16 protein-coding genes are annotated in these 18,101 nt (G+C 64.5%); 9 read left to right on the plus strand and 7 right to left on the minus strand.

Features of this window, described 5'->3' with window-relative positions:
• Positions 1-22 precede the first annotated feature (22 nt).
• Positions 23-1,228 carry a Na+/H+ antiporter NhaA gene (nhaA, locus tag LZ518_RS09275; RefSeq protein WP_249915713.1) on the plus strand — a complete coding sequence of 402 codons (1,206 nt, stop codon included), beginning with the start codon at positions 23-25 and terminating at the stop codon, positions 1,226-1,228.
• Here nhaA and LZ518_RS09280 read toward each other — a convergent pair.
• From LZ518_RS09280 to sucC, 3 genes are all read right to left on the minus strand, one after another.
• Entirely contained in the window at positions 1,225-2,154 is a 930-nt protein-coding gene (locus LZ518_RS09280; protein ID WP_249915714.1) for an electron transfer flavoprotein subunit alpha/FixB family protein, read from the minus strand. The two genes, nhaA and LZ518_RS09280, sit on opposite strands and share 4 nt — an antisense overlap.
• The gene (locus LZ518_RS09285) at positions 2,151-2,900 is read right to left on the minus strand and encodes an electron transfer flavoprotein subunit beta/FixA family protein (RefSeq protein ID WP_249915715.1); all 750 of its coding nucleotides are present in this window, start codon (positions 2,898-2,900) and stop codon (positions 2,151-2,153) included. The genes LZ518_RS09280 and LZ518_RS09285 overlap by 4 nt, the downstream gene beginning before the upstream one ends.
• A 143-nt stretch (positions 2,901-3,043) precedes the next feature.
• On the minus strand, positions 3,044-4,243 hold the full coding sequence (gene sucC / locus LZ518_RS09290; protein ID WP_249915716.1) for an ADP-forming succinate--CoA ligase subunit beta: 1,200 nt from the start codon (positions 4,241-4,243) through the stop codon (positions 3,044-3,046).
• 72 nt (positions 4,244-4,315) lie between these two features.
• Between sucC and dinB the strand changes: the two genes are divergently transcribed.
• The 5 genes from dinB to LZ518_RS09315 all read left to right on the plus strand — a co-directional run bounded on the left by dinB (position 4,316) and on the right by LZ518_RS09315 (position 8,979).
• A complete protein-coding gene (gene dinB, locus LZ518_RS09295) occupies positions 4,316-5,392 on the plus strand; it encodes a DNA polymerase IV (protein WP_348538677.1) in 1,077 nt (358 codons plus the stop codon).
• 163 nt (positions 5,393-5,555) lie between these two features.
• A complete protein-coding gene (locus tag LZ518_RS09300) occupies positions 5,556-6,089 on the plus strand; it encodes a CarD family transcriptional regulator (protein ID WP_249915717.1) in 534 nt (177 codons plus the stop codon).
• Between the two features lie 255 nt (positions 6,090-6,344).
• Positions 6,345-7,412, plus strand: coding sequence for a retroviral-like aspartic protease family protein (locus tag LZ518_RS09305; protein ID WP_249915718.1), 1,068 nt, complete (start codon positions 6,345-6,347; stop codon positions 7,410-7,412).
• 77 nt (positions 7,413-7,489) lie between these two features.
• Positions 7,490-8,212: a head GIN domain-containing protein gene (locus LZ518_RS09310; RefSeq protein WP_249915719.1), complete on the plus strand. Its 723-nt coding sequence runs from the start codon at positions 7,490-7,492 to the stop codon at positions 8,210-8,212.
• A gap of 47 nt (positions 8,213-8,259) precedes the next feature.
• A complete protein-coding gene (locus LZ518_RS09315; RefSeq protein WP_249915720.1) occupies positions 8,260-8,979 on the plus strand; it encodes a GIN domain-containing protein in 720 nt (239 codons plus the stop codon).
• 10 nt (positions 8,980-8,989) lie between these two features.
• On the opposite strand, the gene LZ518_RS09320 is transcribed toward LZ518_RS09315, so the two are convergent.
• Positions 8,990-9,388: a DUF1489 family protein gene (locus LZ518_RS09320; protein WP_249915721.1), complete on the minus strand. Its 399-nt coding sequence runs from the start codon at positions 9,386-9,388 to the stop codon at positions 8,990-8,992.
• A 39-nt stretch (positions 9,389-9,427) separates the two neighbouring features.
• The gene (mgtE, locus tag LZ518_RS09325; protein ID WP_249915722.1) at positions 9,428-10,846 is read right to left on the minus strand and encodes a magnesium transporter; all 1,419 of its coding nucleotides are present in this window, start codon (positions 10,844-10,846) and stop codon (positions 9,428-9,430) included.
• A 121-nt stretch (positions 10,847-10,967) separates the two neighbouring features.
• On the opposite strand from mgtE, the gene LZ518_RS09330 reads away from it, so the two are divergent.
• Together LZ518_RS09330 and LZ518_RS09335 are read left to right on the plus strand one after the other, a co-directional pair.
• Positions 10,968-11,417, plus strand: a complete 450-nt coding sequence (locus tag LZ518_RS09330; RefSeq protein ID WP_249915723.1) for a peptidylprolyl isomerase — start codon at positions 10,968-10,970, stop codon at positions 11,415-11,417.
• Between the two features lie 3 nt (positions 11,418-11,420).
• Positions 11,421-12,173, plus strand: coding sequence for an SDR family NAD(P)-dependent oxidoreductase (locus LZ518_RS09335; protein WP_249915724.1), 753 nt, complete (start codon positions 11,421-11,423; stop codon positions 12,171-12,173).
• Here the strand turns inward: LZ518_RS09335 and LZ518_RS09340 are convergent.
• Positions 12,142-14,046: an adenylate/guanylate cyclase domain-containing protein gene (locus LZ518_RS09340; RefSeq protein WP_249915725.1), complete on the minus strand. Its 1,905-nt coding sequence runs from the start codon at positions 14,044-14,046 to the stop codon at positions 12,142-12,144. The two genes, LZ518_RS09335 and LZ518_RS09340, sit on opposite strands and share 32 nt — an antisense overlap.
• A 320-nt stretch (positions 14,047-14,366) precedes the next feature.
• Here LZ518_RS09340 and LZ518_RS09345 point away from each other — a divergent pair, with 320 nt between their 5' ends.
• Positions 14,367-16,703 carry a CDC48 family AAA ATPase gene (locus tag LZ518_RS09345; RefSeq protein WP_249915726.1) on the plus strand — a complete coding sequence of 779 codons (2,337 nt, stop codon included), beginning with the start codon at positions 14,367-14,369 and terminating at the stop codon, positions 16,701-16,703.
• On the opposite strand, the gene LZ518_RS09350 is transcribed toward LZ518_RS09345, so the two are convergent.
• On the minus strand, positions 16,668-17,978 hold the full coding sequence (locus LZ518_RS09350) for an MFS transporter (RefSeq protein ID WP_249915727.1): 1,311 nt from the start codon (positions 17,976-17,978) through the stop codon (positions 16,668-16,670). The genes LZ518_RS09345 and LZ518_RS09350 overlap by 36 nt on opposite strands.
• Between the last annotated feature and the right edge of the window lie 123 nt (positions 17,979-18,101).

Genomic DNA, 18,101 nt, shown 5'->3' on the forward strand with positions numbered 1-18,101 from the left:
GCGGTCCTGATATCGATCGCAAATGGCCAATTCGCCTGAACGGCAGCAGCTGCTGGACAAATATGCCGGCATCGCACTGATCGCCGCGGCGGCCGCCGCGCTGCTTGCCGCCAACGGCCCGCTCGCCGGAACCTATCAGGACCTGCTCCACTGGAAAATTGGCCCGCCCCTTCCGCGCCATGGGCAAATGGACCTCCACCATTGGGTCGCCGATGGGCTGATGGCTGTCTTCTTCCTGCTGGTTGGCCTTGAAGTGAAGCGCGAATGGTACGCCGGCCAGCTGTCGAGCGCCGCCGAACGGCGCCTGCCGATCATCGCCGCAATAGCCGGAATGGCCTTGCCCGCGGCCGTGTTTCTAGCAGTGATCGGGGGCGATCCTGGCCTGGCCAGGGGTTGGGCTATTCCGGCAGCGACCGACATCGCATTCGCGGTCGGGGTGCTGGCCATCCTCGGCCGCAATGCGCCCGCGTCGATCAAGCTGCTGCTGGTCGCCATTGCCATCGTCGACGACATCGGAGCGGTCCTGATCATCGCGCTGTTCTACACGGCGGACCTGTATGTCCCCGCACTTGCCGCGGCACTCGCGCTGACGCTGGCGATGGCGGCAATGGGGCGGTTCGGACTACGCCGCCTATGGCCCTTCCTGATCGGGTTCCTGTTGCTGTGGCTGCTGGTGCTGGCAAGCGGCGTCCATGCGACCATTTCGGGCGTGCTGGCCGCGCTGACCATTCCACTCGGCCAGGGCGAAGGCCGCTCGCCGCTGAAGAAGCTGGAACATGCCATCCATCCCTGGGTGATGTTTGCGATCGTACCGATCTTCGGCTTCGCTTCGGCCGGCGTGGCCTTGGGCGGAGTTGATGACCTCGCCCGGCCATTGCCGCTGGCAATCCTTGCCGGACTGTTCCTCGGCAAGCAGCTCGGCATTTTCGGCGCCATCTGGGCAGCGGTACGGTTGGGAATTGCCACGCGGCCGGCGGCGGCCAGCTGGCGCCAGCTCTATGGTGCCGCCATCCTGTGCGGCATCGGGTTCACGATGAGCCTGTTTATCGGCGCTCTGGCGTTCCCCGGAAATCCTGAGTTGGTTGACCAGGCCAAGGTCGGGACTTTGGCCGGTTCATTGCTCTCGGCGCTTGCCGGTTACGCCATTCTAAGGTTCGCCCCGGCGGCGACGGAGAGACCGGCCGACCGCGACGAGGTGGGAGAGCTATTTTCCGCCGACGAACCCTAGAGTTTTTCGGTCAGCTCAGGGACGATCTTGAACAGGTCGCCGACCAGGCCAATGTCCGCGACCTGGAAAATCGGCGCTTCCTCGTCCTTGTTGATGGCGATGATGGTTTTCGAATCCTTCATGCCGGCGAGGTGCTGGATGGCGCCGGAAATGCCGATCGCGACATAGACTTCGGGCGCGACAATCTTGCCGGTCTGGCCGACCTGATAATCGTTCGGGGCGTAACCGGCATCGACCGCGGCGCGAGACGCACCGACGGCGGCGCCAAGCTTGTCGGCCAGCGGATCGAGCAGCTTGTGGAAGTCGTCCGACGAACCGAAGGCGCGGCCGCCCGAAACGATCACCTTGGCGCTGGTCAGTTCCGGCCGCTCGGATTTTGACAATTCGGCGCCGACGAACGACGACTTGCCCGACGCGCCGCCGGCATCGACCGCCTCGATCGCGCCCGAACCGCCGCTGGGCGCAGCCTTTTCGAACGCCGTCCCGCGAACGGTAATGACCTTCTTGGCATCCTTCGACCTGACCGTGGCGATGGCATTGCCGGCGTAGATCGGCCGGGTGAAGGTGTCCTCGCCCTCGACCGAGAGGATGTCGGAGATCTGCATCACGTCGAGCAGTGCGGCGACGCGTGGCGCCACATTCTTGCCGGTGGTCGTTGCCGGGGCGAGGAAGGCGTCGTGGCTGCCCATCAGCGCGGCGGCGACGGGAGCTACATCCTCGGCCAGCTGGTGCTCGAGGTGCGCACCGTCGGCGACGTGGACCTTGCCGACACCGGCGATCCTGGACGCCGCATCGGCAATTGCGCCGACACCCTTGCCGGCGACGAGCAAGTGAACTTCGCCGAGCCTGGAGGCGGCGGTGACGGCAGCGAGGGTCGCATCCTTGACCGACGATCCGTCATGTTCGACCAGAACCAGAGTCTTCATTTGGCCACTCCCAGCGCCTTCAGCTTGCCAACTAGCTCATCGACCGAGCCGACCTTGATCCCCGCCTGCCGCTTGGCCGGTTCGGTCACCTTGAGCGTCTCCAGCCGCGGCGCCACGTCGACGCCATAGTCGCCGGGCGACTTGGTTGCGAGCGGCTTCGACTTGGCCTTCATGATGTTGGGCAGCGAGGCGTAGCGCGGCTCGTTCAGGCGAAGGTCGGTGGTCACGATAGCCGGCGTTGCCAGCTTGACCGTCTCGAGTCCGCCATCGACTTCGCGCGTGACGTTAAGATCGCTTGCCGAGACTTCGACCTTGGATGCGAAAGTGCCCTGCGGCCAGCCAAGCAGCGCGGCGAGCATCTGGCCCGTCTGGTTGCTGTCGTCGTCGATTGCCTGCTTGCCGAGGATGACGAGGTCGGGACTTTCCTCGGCCGTGATGCCCTTCAGTATCTTTGCGACCGCGAGCGGCTCAACCTCTTCCTCGGTCTGGACGAGGATGGCGCGATCCGCGCCCATGGCGAGCGCGGTGCGAAGCGTCTCCTGCGCCTTGGCCGGGCCAACCGACACGGCGATAATCTCCGTCGCGACGCCCTTTTCCTTGAGGCGGATCGCCTCCTCGACGGCAATCTCGTCGAACGGGTTCATCGACATTTTGACGTTGGCGAGATCGACGCCCGAGCCATCCATCTTGACCCGCGGCTTGACGTTATAATCGATCACTCGCTTGACGGCGACCAAGAGCTTCATTCGTCATCCCTTCCTCGTCATGCCGGACTGGGTTCCCATCAAAGTACTACTTTGATGGGGTCCCGTGATCCGGCATCCGCCTGCCTTTTCTTTTCGTCCCTAAGAGAAGGCGGACCCCGGCTCAAGGCCGGGGTGACGGACTGCTATGCGACTTCCTTGACCTGCTCGACGATTTTCCGCGCCGCGTCGCCAAGGTCGTTGGCAGCGACGATCGGCAACCCGCTCATGGCGAGAATGTCCTTGCCTTGCTGGACATTGGTGCCTTCGAGCCGGACGACCAGCGGTACCGACAGCTGCACTTCCTTGGCCGCCTCGACGATGCCCTCGGCGATGATGTCGCAGCGCATGATTCCGCCGAAGATGTTGACCAGTATGCCCTTCACCGCCGGATCGCTGAGAATGATCTTGAACGCGGCGGTGACCTTTTCCTTCGAGGCGCCGCCGCCGACATCGAGGAAGTTGGCGGGGAAGGCGCCGTTCAGCTTGATGATGTCCATCGTCGCCATGGCGAGGCCGGCGCCATTGACCATGCAGCCGATGTCGCCGTCGAGCTTGATGTAGGCGAGGTCGTACTTCGATGCCTCAACCTCCATCGGGTCTTCTTCCGAAATGTCGCGCAGCTGCTCCAGGTCCGGATGGCGGAACTCCGCATTGCTGTCGAAGCCGACCTTGGCATCGAGCACCATCAGCTGGCCGTTTCCGGTGATCGCCAGCGGATTAATCTCGATCTGCGAAGCGTCGGTGCCGACGAATGCATCGTAGAGCTTGGCGAGCACCCCGGCCGCCTGCTTGGCGAGGTCGCCCGTGAGGCCGAGCGCGGCCGCGACGGCACGGCCGTGGTGCGGCATCAGCCCGGTCGCCGGATCGATGGTGATGGTCTCGATCTTCTCGGGCGTGTCGTGGGCAACCGCCTCGATATCCATCCCGCCCTCGGTCGAGGCGACGACGGCGATGCGGCCGGTCGAGCGGTCGACCAGCAGCGCCAGGTAGAATTCCTTTTCGATGTCGACGCCGTCGGTGATGTAAAGCCGCTGGACCTGCTTGCCGGCCGGGCCGGTCTGGACCGTTACAAGCGTCTTGCCCAACATCTCCTCGGCATGCACGCGAACTTCGTCGATCGACCTGGCAAGGCGAACGCCGCCCTTGGCGTCAGGACCCAATTCCTTGAACTTGCCCTTGCCGCGACCGCCAGCATGAATCTGCGCCTTGACCACCCAAAGGGGCCCGGGCAGCTGCCTTGCGGCCTCGACCGCCTCGTCGACGCTCATCGCGGCATGGCCGGCGGGGACCGGCACGCCGAACTTCGCGAGCAATTCCTTGGCCTGATATTCGTGGATGTTCATGTGAGTCTCGCTGGAGGGGGTTGCCGCGCCCTTAAGCATGACTCCGGGCCAATGCCAAGTTAGGGCTGGACGGTGTCTGAGCGGCCAACCCGAAAGATCATCCATGTCGACATGGACGCCTTCTATGCGTCGGTCGAGCAGCGCGACAATCCGGAGCTGAAGGGCAAGCCGGTGGCGGTCGGCGGCGGCCATCGCGGCGTGGTCGCCGCGGCGAGCTACGAGGCGCGCAAGTTCGGCGTTCGATCGGCCATGCCCTCGGTCACCGCGAAGCGCCGGTGCCCCGAGCTGGTCTTCGTCAAGCCCCGGTTCGACGTCTATCGAGCGGCGTCGCAGCAGATCCGGGAGATCTTCGCCGACTATACCGACCTGATCGAGCCGCTCAGCCTGGACGAAGCCTATCTCGACGTCACCGAGGACCGCCGCGGCCTGGGCTCGGCAAGGGCAATCGCGGAGGAAATCCGCGCCCGGATCAAGGCCGAAACCGGCCTCACCGCGTCAGCGGGGGTGAGTTATTGCAAGTTCATCGCCAAGCTGGCCAGCGACCAGAACAAGCCCGACGGGCTGTGCGTCATCCCGCCGCACAAGGGAGCGGCTTTCGTTGCCGCCTTGCCCGTCAAGCGCTTCCATGGGGTTGGGCCCGTGACGGCGGCGAAGATGGAGAAATTGGGCATATCGACGGGAGCCGATCTCGCCCGATGGCCGATCGAGCAGCTTGAGGCGCACTTCGGATCGTCGGGCCGCTGGTACTGGCGAATCGCCCGCGGCATCGACGAGCGCGAGGTTAAGTCCGACCGGCCGTACAAGTCGGTCAGCGCCGAACGAACCTTCGACGTCGACTATGTCGAAGCCGACGACCTGAAGCGCGAGCTGGAGCGGGTCGCCGGCTATGCCTGGCAGCGGATCGAGCGATCCGAAGTCAAAGGGCGGACGGTCACGCTCAAGGTCAAATTTGGCGATTTTACGCAGATAACCCGGTCCAAGAGCTTTCCCTGTCCAGTGCCAGACTTCGCTGCGTTCGAAGGCGCCGGTCAGGCATTGCTGGATGCCCTGCTACCTGTTCCTAAAGGTATCAGATTGCTGGGATTGGGCCTTCATTCGATGGTCGAGCGAGCCCAGGACGAGCCCCGACAGCTGGGACTCGAAATCTGATAATTTTTCTGTTATATAATAGTCACAGGCCGTCGCCTCCCGCGGCGGTCGATTCATACAGGATCACATCCACGTACCAGGGCCGGACCGGGGGGTCGCTATGGGGGGCGATTACGGTGAGCTCTGCCTTGGGCGCAAGTGGACAATTGAAAGAGGTGACGGAATGGCTGTGAAGGCCCTTAGCTTCGATGTTGGCGATTATGTTGTGTACCCCAAGCATGGTGTCGGCCGGGTGGTCGAACTTCAGAGCACCGAAATCGCCGGAACCAGTCTCGACCTGTACGTCCTTCGCTTCGAGAAGGAAAAGATGACCCTCCGCGTGCCCGTCGCCAAGGCGGACTCGGTCGGCATGCGCAAGCTCAGCAGCGACAAGACCATGAAGGACGCGCTCGAAACGTTGAAGGGCAAGCCCAAGGTCAAGCGCACCATGTGGTCGCGCCGCGCCCAGGAATATGAGGCGAAGATCAATTCGGGCGACCTGACCTCGATCGCCGAAGTGACCCGCGACCTGTTCCGCGCCGACGACCAGCCGGAGCAGAGCTATTCGGAGCGGCAGATCTTCGAAGCGGCTTCGTCGCGCCTGGCGCGCGAGCTGGCGGCGATGGAGCAGACCGACGAGAAGGCGGCGCTGGCCAAGATCCATGAGATTTTGAACAAGGCCGCCGCCATCCACAACAAGGCGAAAGAAGCAGCCTAGGCTGCCTCTGCCGCGTTACACGAAAGGGCGCCCCTCACCGGGCGCCCTTTTTGTTTCCAGCGCGTACCTTTGTGCTGCCGGCCGGTTGGCCGGATCTGCCCGGGCCGAGCCGCCGCGAGCGATTTGCCACTTGCGAAGAAACGAAGTGTGGCATCCGTCCATCGAAAGCTGCCGCCGCCGGTCTAACTTGCTTGGCAACTGTGCGTTGCCGCGCATAGCCTACTGGGGTTAGATTGGGGGAGGAGGCGTTTGCCTATGCCTCGCGGCAGGCTGGTGATGGCGTTGGGACTGATATTGTCGGTCGTGGCCGGCGACGTGTCCGCGACTGCCCAGCAGACCCCGGGCAGCCACAAGCCGAAACATATCGAGCCCGGCAAAATGCCGCCGCTTCCGCCCGCGGTGATCGACGATGAATTGGCGATTGGCGGCGACGACATCAACGCAAAGAAGGTCAGCACGCGCATGACCGTGGAGGTGATGGTCAATGGCCAGGGCCCCTATCATTTCCTGGTCGATAGCGGCGCCGATACGTCGGTGGTTGGCCTTAAGATCGCCCGCGACCTGCAACTCAAGGCCGGGACGCCATTGGTGTTGAACGGGATGACAGCCACCAGCATCGTCGATAGCGTGGTCGTCGACGAGCTGGCGCTCGGCCAAAGCAGGGTTCACGACCTGGAAGTCCCCGTCCTTCGCGAGGAGGATCTGGGCGGCCAGGGCATGTTGGGGATTGATTCCCTGATCAACCAGCGGCTGATGATGGATTTCGAAAAACTGGTGATCAAAGTCGAGGACGCCCATGAACCCGCACAGGTGCTGGACGGGGAGATAGTAGTGACCGCCCGCCGGCAACGCGGCCAGCTGATCTTGACCGAGGTCACCGCCGTCAAGCTGCCGATCGAAGCGGTGATCGATACCGGATCTGAAATCACGATCGGCAATGTGGCGCTCCGCGACAAGCTGATCAGGCGCAACCGCGACAAATTCTTCACTGTCGCAACCACCGGAGTCACCGGGGTGACGGTCAACCTGGAAATGGCTCGCATCGCCGAGCTCAAGCTGGGCGGGATCACTTTGCGCAACGTGCCGATTGCCTTCGCCGATGTGCCGCCGTTCAAGGTGTTCGGCCTGCACAAGGAGCCGGCGCTGCTGTTGGGCACCGACCTCTTGGAAACCTTCCGCCGGGTGTCGCTCGACTTTAGGGCGCGAAAGGTCCGGTTCCAGCTCAGGAAGTGCGGGTCGAGCGGAGTCGAGGTCACGACTGCCCCCACGTCGGCCTTCATGCGCGTCTCATCCGGTGACAATGGCGCGGTTTGCCGGCGATAGCCGGTTCTTCAGATTGCGGTTGCGCCTCCCAACCGCGTTGGTGTATTAAGTAAGCAACACGCTTAAAGGAGGACAGGATGAATCGTCGTTTCGTTACCGCCGGTGCGGTCGCATTGCTTGCCGGGGCGTGCCACGTCGGATCCAAGGCCGAGAGCCGCGAAGCCGGCCCGGAAGTAAGCCGCACCTATCAGGTCGGCGCGTTCGACAAGCTGGCGGTCTCCGGCCCCTATGAAGTCAATGTGGTCAGTGGCGGCCAGGGCGCGATCAGCGCCAAGGGCGGGGCCAATCTGCTCGACGAAACCGAGGTGGTGGTCGAAAACGGGACGCTCAAGATCCGGCCGAAGAAGCGCAACGGAATCCATTTCAACTGGCACAACGGCAAGGCCGTCTTCACGGTCAATGCCGCGGCGCTGCACGGCGCCGCGATCGCCGGATCGGGCGGCGTCACGATCGACAAGGTTGCCGGTGATTTCGACGGCGACGTCGCCGGTTCGGGCGACCTCAAGCTGGCGTCCATCGCCGGCGGCAAGATCAAGCTGGCGATCGCCGGATCGGGCGGGATCGATGCCACCGGCAAGGCCGACGCCGTACATCTTTCGATCGCCGGATCGGGAGACATTCGCGCCGGCGGCCTGAGCAGCCGCACTGCCGACGTATCGATCGCCGGATCGGGCAACATCGCCGCGCATGCCAGCGAAAGCGCCGACGTGTCGATCATGGGTTCAGGCGACGTCGACATCGGCGGCGGGGCCAAGTGCAAGGTGTCCAAGGCCGGGTCGGGCAACGTAAGCTGTTCCTGACAGCCGATCGTAACCCATCCTTAACCATGAACCGTGAGGATGGGCGGATGATCGATCGTCTGCCTATCCTTGCGCTGCTGGCGCTCGCCAGCCTGCCGGCTCCGTCGGCGGTTCGCGCAGCTACGCCGGCGACCCGGAACTATTCGGTCACCAGCTTCGACCGGATCCGGATCGACGGTCCGTACAAGGTCGAACTCAAAACCAATGTGTCGCCCTACGCCCGCGCGACCGGATCGCCGCTGTCGCTCGACGGCCTGTCGATTGGGGTCGAGGGGAGGACATTGATCGTTCGGCAAGGAAGCGGCGGCTGGGGAGGCTATTCCGGTGAGAACCGTGGCCCGGTGACGATTGCGGTCGGCACGCCCGATCTTCGCAACGCCTGGATCAATGGGTCCGGGGCGCTGACGGTCGACCGCCTCCGGGGCCTCAGCTTCGACCTCGCCATCCAGGGGGCCGGAGTAGCGACCGTCGACCAGCTCGACGTCGACCAGTTCAAGACCGGCATCTCCGGATCGGGCAGCGTCCGGCTGGCGGGGAAAGTCGCCAAGCTCACCGCGACCATCCGCGGCACATCGACGTTTGACGGCGATGCGCTGCTGGTCAAGGACGCCGTGATCGGGGCCGAAGGTCCCTCAACGGTCCGCGCGACCGTTACCAACTCCGCCAAGGTCGACGCGCTTGGCCTCGCTTCCGTAGCGTTGGCCGGCAAGCCGGCCTGCACGGTCAACGCCAAGGGTTCGGCCACCGTAACCGGCTGCAAGGACTAGCCAAGGCCGCCTAGACCAGCGCCAGGGCCGCCAGCTTGCCGTAGAGCCGTGGCGGCAAATCGCCGAGGCCGGTTCCGTCATCCTCGCCATTGGGCGCATCGGCATCGTCCAGATAGCGCCAGCCCTGGTGCGCGCGCTTTGGCCTGGGCGGCACCAGCACCAGATCGGCCGAGCAGACGATGTCGATCCGTCCATCGCTTCGATCCTCCAGACGCAGGATCGCCTGCCGGGCGATTATCCGGTGCTTGACGATCCAGTGCAGGCAGCCGCCGATCAGCTCATCGCCGCGCTTGGGCCGCATCCTGGTCGGAACGCGCACGACACCGCCGCTGATCCGCCGCGCGATACGGTTCTGAAGCGCCTCTACGCTGGCGCAGCCGACGGCGACCTTGGTGAGATGAAGCGGCACCCGTCCGAGGTGGCGGGAAAGTCCCGCCAGTTCAATAGGCTAGAACCCGGCGACCGTCGCCAGGCCGAGGAAAACGAGGAAGCCCATCGAATCCGTGACCATGGTCACAAACACGGATGAGGCGACTGCCGGATCGGCTCCGGCCCGTTCCAGCCCGAGGGGCACGAGTACGCCCGCCAGCCCCGCGACCAGAATGTTGGTCATCATCGCCGCGGCGATGACGGCGCCCAATGTGCCCGAGCCGAGCACCAAGGTGACGCCAATTCCGATCAGGACAGCGATGGTCAGGCCATTGAGCAGTGCGACCCGAATCTCGCGCCACACCGCACGCCAGTGGTTGGAAGCGGTAAGCTGGTTGGTGGCGATGGCGCGGACGGTAACCGCCAGCGTTTGGGTGCCGGCATTGCCGCCGACGCCGGCGACGATCGGCATCAGTGCGGCAAGGATGGCAAGCCGCTCGATCGCACTTTCGAACTGGCTGATGACCGTCGTCGCAACCAGTGCGGTCAGCAGATTGGCGGCGAGCCAGCGAACCCGCGCCTTGTAGGTGTCGAAGATCGGCTCGTTGATGTCGCCTTCGCCGGCGCCGGACAGCAGAAGGACGTCCTCGCCGGCTTCTTCCTGGATGATGTGGACGATGTCGTCGACCGTGATCATGCCGACCAGCCGATCGCTATGGTCGACCACGGCGGCGGAAATCAGCGCATATTTCTGGAATTTGAGCGCCACTTCTTCCTGGTCCATGTCGACCGGGATCAGCGTCTGTTCGCGCGCCATGATGTCGCTGACCAACGTGGCGCGAGGCGTGCGAAGGATGGTCGACAGCTTGCAGGTACCGACCGGATGGTGGGTCGGGCCGACCACGAACACTTCCCAGAAATCGGTCGGCAGCTCGGCGGTCGAGCGGAGATAGTCGATGACCTGGCCAACCTTCCAATGCTCAGGCACCGCGCACAGCTCGCGCTGCATCAACCGTCCCGCGGATTCCTCCGGGTAGCTGAGCGCTTCTTCGACCGCGGCACGGTCGTCGGGCTCCATCGCGCGCAGAACGGCCCGACGATCGTCATCGTCGAGATCCTCGATCATTGCGACGGCGTCGTCCGTATCGAGCTGGGCGGCGAGGTCGGCGACCTGCTGCGGCTCCATCTCCTCGATGACGTCCTCGCGGACCCAATCGTTGAGCTCGGCATAGACGTCGGCGTCGACGACCCCGGCCAGCGCTTCGATCAGGTCGGCGCGCTCGTCGCCGGGCGCAAGCTCGATCAGGTCGGCAATGTCGGCGGGGTGAAGATCGGCGACCAAGGCGCGCGCCGCCTCATCGTCGCCATCGGCGACAGCGTCGAGCACTTCCCGGACGAATGACGGCCGGAGCCGGTCTTCCTCGTCATGCACGCGATCCTCGACCTGCTCGGAGTCGAGTTCATGCAGTGGGGTAGCGATGTCTTCGCTCTCGCTCATGACTCGCTCCCTCGCCCGATCTGCTGCGTGGCGCCCTCCCTATGCTCCACGGCCCACTGGCGCAACCCGCAGAGCGCGCCTAGATGGCAGCCATATTTCCCTCGATTCCAAGGAAGAGACGATGGCCGAAACGCTAACTTTTACCCTTTCCAGCGGCGGCGACGTCGTCATCAAGCTGCGGCCCGACCTGGCGCCCGGGCATGTCGAGCGGATTGCAGGGCTGGCAAGCGAAGGATTTTATGATGGCGTCGTGTTCCACCGGGTGATCCCCGGCTTCATGGCCCAGGGCGGCGACCCGACCGGGACCGGCACGGGCGGCAGCGACCTCCCCGATCTCCAGGCCGAATTTTCAGACGAGCCGCATGCCCGCGGCACCTGCTCGATGGCGAGGACCAGCAATCCGCACAGCGCCAACAGCCAGTTCTTCATTTGCTTCGACGACGCCGGCTTCCTCGACGGCCAATATACGGTGTGGGGCGAGGTCGCGAGCGGGATGGAGCATGTCGATGCCTTGCCCGTCGGCGAGCCGCCGCGCGAGCCCGGCAAGATCGTCAAGGCGACGGTTGCCTAACCGATGACGCCAATCGCGCTGATCACCGGCGCCTCCGCCGGGCTTGGGGTCGATTTCGCCCGCCAGCTTGCGGCCAAGGGCCGCCGGCTGGTGCTGGTGGCGCGGCGCAAGGATCGGCTCGATGCGCTGGCGGCGGAGCTCGGCAATGCCCGGGCGGTTGAAATGGACCTGGGCGAGGAAGGCGCGGCCGACAGGCTGATGGCCGATTTGGCCGAGCATGACGAGCAGGTCGACTTGCTCGTCAACAACGCCGGGTTCGGCCTGGCCGGGCGCTTCACCGAACTTGATGGCAAGCGGCAGCGGCAGATGATCGATCTGAACTGCGGAGCATTGACGGAGCTGGCCCATGCGGTCCTGCCTGGAATGATCCAGCGCAAGTCAGGTGCGATCCTCAACGTCGCCTCGACCGCCGCATTCCAGCCCGGGCCCGGCATGGCGGTTTACTTCGCGACCAAGGCGTTCGTCCTGGCGTTCAGCGAGGCGCTGCACGAGGAGGTGCAAGGCCATGGGGTCAGGGTCAGCGCGCTGTGCCCCGGCCCAACCGCAACGGAATTCGGCGCGGTTGCCGGCTTCGGCAGGCCACTGCCCGACATGATCTTCGCCGACTCCCCGTCGGTGGTCGCCGCCGGACTAAAAGGCATTGAGGCCGGGCGGGCGATCGTCATTCCTGGATTGATGAACAAGTCCACTGCCCAGGCGCATCGCTTCTTCCCGCGCAGCTGGGTCAGGAAGGCTGCGGGGATGCTGAAGCCGTAGCAGGTGCCCGGCTGCCGATCCGAGCTTCGATGATGTCGATGATGTGCTGGTGCCGCGGGTTTTCGCGAAGGGCATCCAGGTCCGGGTCGTGGAGCATCCAGTCGCGGTTTTCCACGCCCGAATGGGTGGCCCATTGCTCAAGGAAATCGAAGGCTTTGTCGACTTCGCCGAGCTGCGCATAGACGCAGGCAGCGTTATATTTGATATGCGGGTCGTCAGGGTCGATCGCCAGGGCTCGCTCGATCCAGCGCCGGGCCTGGTCCACCTCACCGATCGCCGCCAGCGCGGTCGCACCAAGCTGCGCCGGACGAGAGCTTTCCGGATATTTTTGCAACGCTTCCTCGGCCCGCTTCACCCCCATCCGGACATAGGGCACGCCCTCGTCGGCGCGGCCCAGTGCGCGCAACGATCCTTCGAGCAGGAACGGGGCCTGGAAATCGTCAGGCTGAACTTCCGTGGCGCGCATGAAATAGCGCAGCGAGCGGTCATACTCGCCAATGCTCATCCAATGTCGTCCGTAGAAAAGATTGGCTTCGAAATTATTGGGATCGATCTCAAGCGCTCGCTCGAACGCGGCTTCGGCCTCAGGACGACGGCCAACGACGTTCAGCGCTTCCCCAAGCGCCGCATGGGCCTCGGCGAGATCGGGCGCGAGCTCCATTGCCTTGCAGGCGGTGGCGACAATTTCGTCCATTGACGATGGCACACCGAACCAGCTGGCAAGCCGGACTTGCGTCAAGGACAGCCAGGCATAGGCACGGGCGTAACCTGGATCGAGATCGATCGCCTGGCAGAACATCTGCCGGGCCAGTCCCAGGAACCAGCGGGTGCAATTATGAAAATATTGGCGGCCGCGAAGATAGTAAGTGTAGGCTTCGACATTCCTGGTCGGAGCCTGGCCCAGGGCTTCCATCTCCTCCGGGAACAGCCTGACCTTTAGCTGGTCGACGATGGCCTTGGTGATTTCGTCCTGGATCACGAAAATGTCGGTCAGTTCGCGGTCGTAGCGATCGGCCCACAGATGGCCGCCGCTGGGCCCGTCGATCAGCTGGGCGGTAACGCGGACCTTTTGCCCGGCCTTGCGGACGCTTCCTTCCAGCAGGAATTTCACGCCAAGTTCCGATGCCACCTTCGGCAGCTGCAGGAACATGCCCTTGTAAGTGAAGCTGGTGTTGCGCCCGACCACGAACAGGTTTGAAATCTTGCTGAGGTCGGTGATGATGTCCTCGGCAATGCCATCGGAAAAATATTCCTGCTCCGGATCGCCGCTCATGTTGGTGAAGGGCAGGATGGCGATCGACGGCTTGTCCGACATCATCATCGGACCTTCCGCCGACATCGGGTCGGGAGCGCCGGGTTCAAGCACCACGTCATAGACCCTCACCGGCTCCGCGATATTCTTGAGCAGCTGGTCGCCCTTGTCGCGAAACAGAAGGTCGAGCTTGTTGCCGACATGGTCGCGAACCGACTGGGAAACGGCGATCCCGCCCGGCCTGGCAACACCTTCAAGACGCGCGGCGATATTGACTCCATCGCCGAACAGATCGTCGTCGCGGACGATGACGTCGCCCAGGTTGATGCCGATCCGGAGCTGGATGCGCCGATCGTCGGGGATGTCGCGGTTGCGAATTCGCATCCCGCGCTGGATGGCGGACGCGCATTCGACCGCTCCGACCACGCTTGGAAATTCGGCAAGTATGCCGTCGCCGGTCAGCTTGACGATCCGTCCGCGGCTTGCGGCGACTTCCGGTTCGATCAATTCGCGCTGGTGCCCTTCCAGGCTCCGCAGAGTGCCGACCTCGTTCGCGCCCATCAGCCGGCTATAGCCGACGACGTCGGCGGCAAGGATGGCGGTGAGGCGACGTTCAAGCAATATCCTGCCCCTGCAACCCGTACGCCGTATCACACCGCCGTGCAGCGGCGCCACGTCCTATATGATCTGTTCGCACCTGCGAATTCGCACTTGCGAGAATCATTGTGCAGTGCGATAAAGATCATGCCTTACGAGGCATCCTCTCCTGATACCTTCCGGCCGGGCGGCGACGCCCGGCCTTTTTTTCTTGTCATTTCGCCCCCAGATTGAACCTCAATGCCCTGCCGCCGTTCCTATGGCTGCAATTGGGTCCCATCAAAGTAGTGCTTTGGCGGGTGCCCGATGTGGGGCGAGTTCCGGCAGTAGCGGAGAGGTTTTACATGGCGACAGTCGATACTCTGGTCCGGCGCGTGCAGGTCGCCAACCTGCCACCAGCGGATAGCGGGCGGGGCGTGGCGCGGCTGCCGGTCAAGCTGATGAAAGAGCTGGGCCTGGCCGAAGGCGATGTGATTGAAATCATCGGCAAGCGCTCGACCGCCGCCCGAGCCATCCGCCCCTATGGGGAGGATGACGGAATTGACATTATCCGCCTGGACGGTTTGCAGCGCGCCAATGCCGGTGTCGGGTCCGGCGATTATGTCGAGGTCAACAAGGCCGTCAGCAAGCCGGCGACGAAGGTCACCTTCGCTCCGGCGCAAAACAATATTCGGCTGCAGGGATCGGCGGAGGCGCTGAAGCGCAGTTTCGATGGCAGGCCCTTCTGCGCGGGCGATACGGTCGCCACCGCGGGCCATCAGCGGGTCAACGCCGACATGCCCGAGCATATCAGGCAGCTGATCAACGCACCCGCCTTCGCCTTGCAGGAAGTCCGCCTGACGGTCGTATCGACGACGCCGCGGGGAATCGTCCACATCGACGAGAACACCCAGGTCGAGCTGCTGCCCGAATTCACCGAACGCAAGGACGGCGAACGCCGCGCCGACGTCACCTATGACGATCTTGGCGGCATGATCGACACGATCGACCAGCTGCGCGAGATGGTCGAGCTGCCGCTCCGTCATCCCGAACTGTTCCAGCGCCTGGGAGTCGATCCGCCCAAGGGTGTGCTGCTGCATGGCCCGCCCGGGACCGGCAAGACGCTGCTTGCCAGGGCGGTTGCCAATGAAAGCGACGCCCAATTCTTTCACATTGCCGGCCCCGAAATCATGGGATCGGCCTATGGCGAATCCGAAAAGAAGCTGCGCGAACTGTTCGAGCAGGCGTCGCAGAACGCGCCGTCGATCATCTTCATCGACGAGATCGATTCGATCGCACCCAAGCGCGACCAGGTCAGCGGAGAGGCCGAAAAACGGCTGGTCGCCCAGCTTCTGACGCTGCTCGACGGGATCGAACCCCGGCAGAATCTGGTGGTCATCGCCGCAACCAACCGGCCCGAGGCGATCGACGAGGCGTTGCGCCGCCCCGGCCGCTTCGACCGTGAGATCGTCGTCGGCGTTCCCGACGAACGAGGCCGGCGCGAGATTCTCGGCATCCACACGCGCGGCATGCCTTTGTCCGAAAGCGTCAACCTGGATGAATTGGCGCGCCGGACCTACGGTTTCGTCGGCGCCGACCTGGCCGCGCTGACCCGCGAGGCGGCGCTTGAGACGGTTCGCCGGATCCTGCCCAAGCTCAACCTGTCCGAGCAGACCATCCCGACCGAAGTGCTCGATTCACTATCGGTCGAGCCGCACGACTTCGACAATGCGCTGAAGAGGGTCCAGCCGTCGGCGATGCGCGAAGTGATGGTGCAGGTCCCGAACATCGGCTGGGATGACGTTGGCGGGCTCGACGAGGCGCGCGACAAGCTGCGCGAGGGCGTCGAACTGCCGCTCAAGCATCCCGAGGCCTTCAAGCGCCTGGGCATTCGCCCGGCCAAGGGCTTCCTGCTCTATGGCCCGCCGGGCACCGGCAAGACCATGCTGGCAAAGGCGGCGGCGCGCGAAAGCGAGGCCAATTTCATCGCCACCAAGTCAAGCGACCTCCTTTCGAAATGGTACGGCGAAAGCGAGCAGCAGATCGCCCGCCTGTTCGCCCGGGCAAGGCAGGTCGCGCCGACGGTGATCTTCATCGATGAGCTGGACAGCCTGGTCCCGGCACGTGGCGGCGGGCTGGGCGAGCCGCAGGTGACCGAGCGGGTGGTCAACACCATCCTGGCCGAAATGGACGGGCTGGAGGAACTCAACAACGTCGTGCTGATCGGAGCGACCAACCGGCCGAACCTGATCGACCCGGCATTGCTCAGGCCCGGCCGGCTAGACGAGCTGATCTATGTCGGAACGCCGGATACCGCCGGACGGCGGCGGATCCTGGCGATCCATACCAAGGGCATGCCGCTCGACAAGAATGTCGACCTGGAGAGCCTGGCCCAACGGACCGAACGCTTTACCGGCGCCGACCTCGAAGATCTGGTCCGCCGGGCCGGCCTAACGGCGCTTCGGCGCGGGCTCGATAGCGCCAAGGTGACCATGGCCGACTTCGAGACTGCGTTGAAGGAGACCCGCGCCTCGGTCACCGAGGAGATGCTGAGCGATTATGCCCGTATCCAGGAGACGCTGAAGTCCGATGCCGTCAGGCCGACTGGCGGAATCGGCTTTGTCCTGCCGGGGATGCTCCGACCGCGAGGTCCCGGCAAGCCGGGGTCAGGCGGGGGTGGCGAGCCGCCCGCGGCCCCATAACAGCAGGCCGAGCAGCAACGCGGCGCCGGCGATGAACGGCCAGTGGGGATCGGCCGCATAGAGCAGCATGCCGATGCCGGGCGCCAGGATATAGGCAACGCCGTTGGCGGCAGTGATGACGCCGGCGACGCCGCCCTGCTCGGCCAGCGGTACCGCCAGGCTGGCCCCGCCGGTGAAGCCGGGCCGGGTAAAGCCGAACCCGAGGCTGGTGAGGCCGAAGCCGAGGACGATGCCGTAAAGATCGTTCGCCAGCATGGTAATGATGAGCCCGCAGGCGGCAATCGTCGCGCCCCACAGAATCAGCGCCCTCGGGCGAAGTCGAAGGCGGGGGATGAGGCCCCATTGCGCGGCGAGCGTCGCGCCGGCGCCGGCCATCATCACGATCGAGATTTCCTCTTCCGACCCGTGCGGGGCGAGGTGCAGCCGGTCGATCACGAAGAAGCCGATGCAGCCCAGCGTCGCGGCCTGGGCATGGCCGGCGATCACTCCGGCCAGGATCCAGTTGCGGATGCGCGAGTCGCTCCACTTCAGCGGCTTACCCTTGGGGCGGGTGGCGGCGATGACGCTGGCGCCGGTCGGCGGGCTGGCCAGCGATGGGTAGCTCATCGCCGCGCCATGTCCGCTGCGCCGGCCGTGCCGCGGCTTCGTGTCGTCGGGGAGGCCGACGACGATCGCGGCAAAGACGACGATTGCGATCGCCGCGAAGACGAACAGCGGCCCGGCCAAGCCGACCAGGGGGAGGACGAACAGAGGAGCCAGTGCGGGACCGACGATCGTCCCGAGGCTGAAGCTGCTCGACAATGCCGAGAGCGCCTCGACCCGCGCCGTTCGGCGCGTCCGGGAGGCGAGATAGGCCTGGGTCGCGCTGGGCGTCGCGGAACCGAGCGACCCGTAGATCGCACGGCAGATGGCGAAAGTGCCAAAGGTCAGAGCGCCGGCGAGCACTCCCTTGAGACCTGCCAGCAGCGCAAGGCCGCACAGCGTCATCGAAATGATGAATCCGCCGACCCCGACAAGCGTCAGCGCCTTGCGGCCATGCGTGTCGCTCGCCCGGGCCCAATAGGGCGCAAGCAATACCCACAGGACCGCCGACCAGGTGTAGGAAACCGTGACCCAGAAATCCGCGATCCCGATTTCGCGGCCGATCGCCGGCATGACGGACTGCAGGGCGGTATTTCCCGCGGCCGCGACCAGCATGGCGGCATAGAGCAGCAGGAAGTGCCGGGTGGTAAGGGCGCTTCCGGCAACACGCGGCCTGTCGGGCAAAAGCTGCATTTCATCGCCCATAGGGCGGGCGGAGGGAGCGGGAAAGACGCCCAATCGCTTGCCAATCGTCCGCCGATTTGCCAACGCCTTCAACTCTTGGACCTAATCTGGAGCTCGACTTGAACGCTACCC

Source organism: Sphingomonas brevis (assembly GCF_023516505.1).
GTDB lineage: Bacteria > Pseudomonadota > Alphaproteobacteria > Sphingomonadales > Sphingomonadaceae > Sphingomicrobium > Sphingomicrobium breve.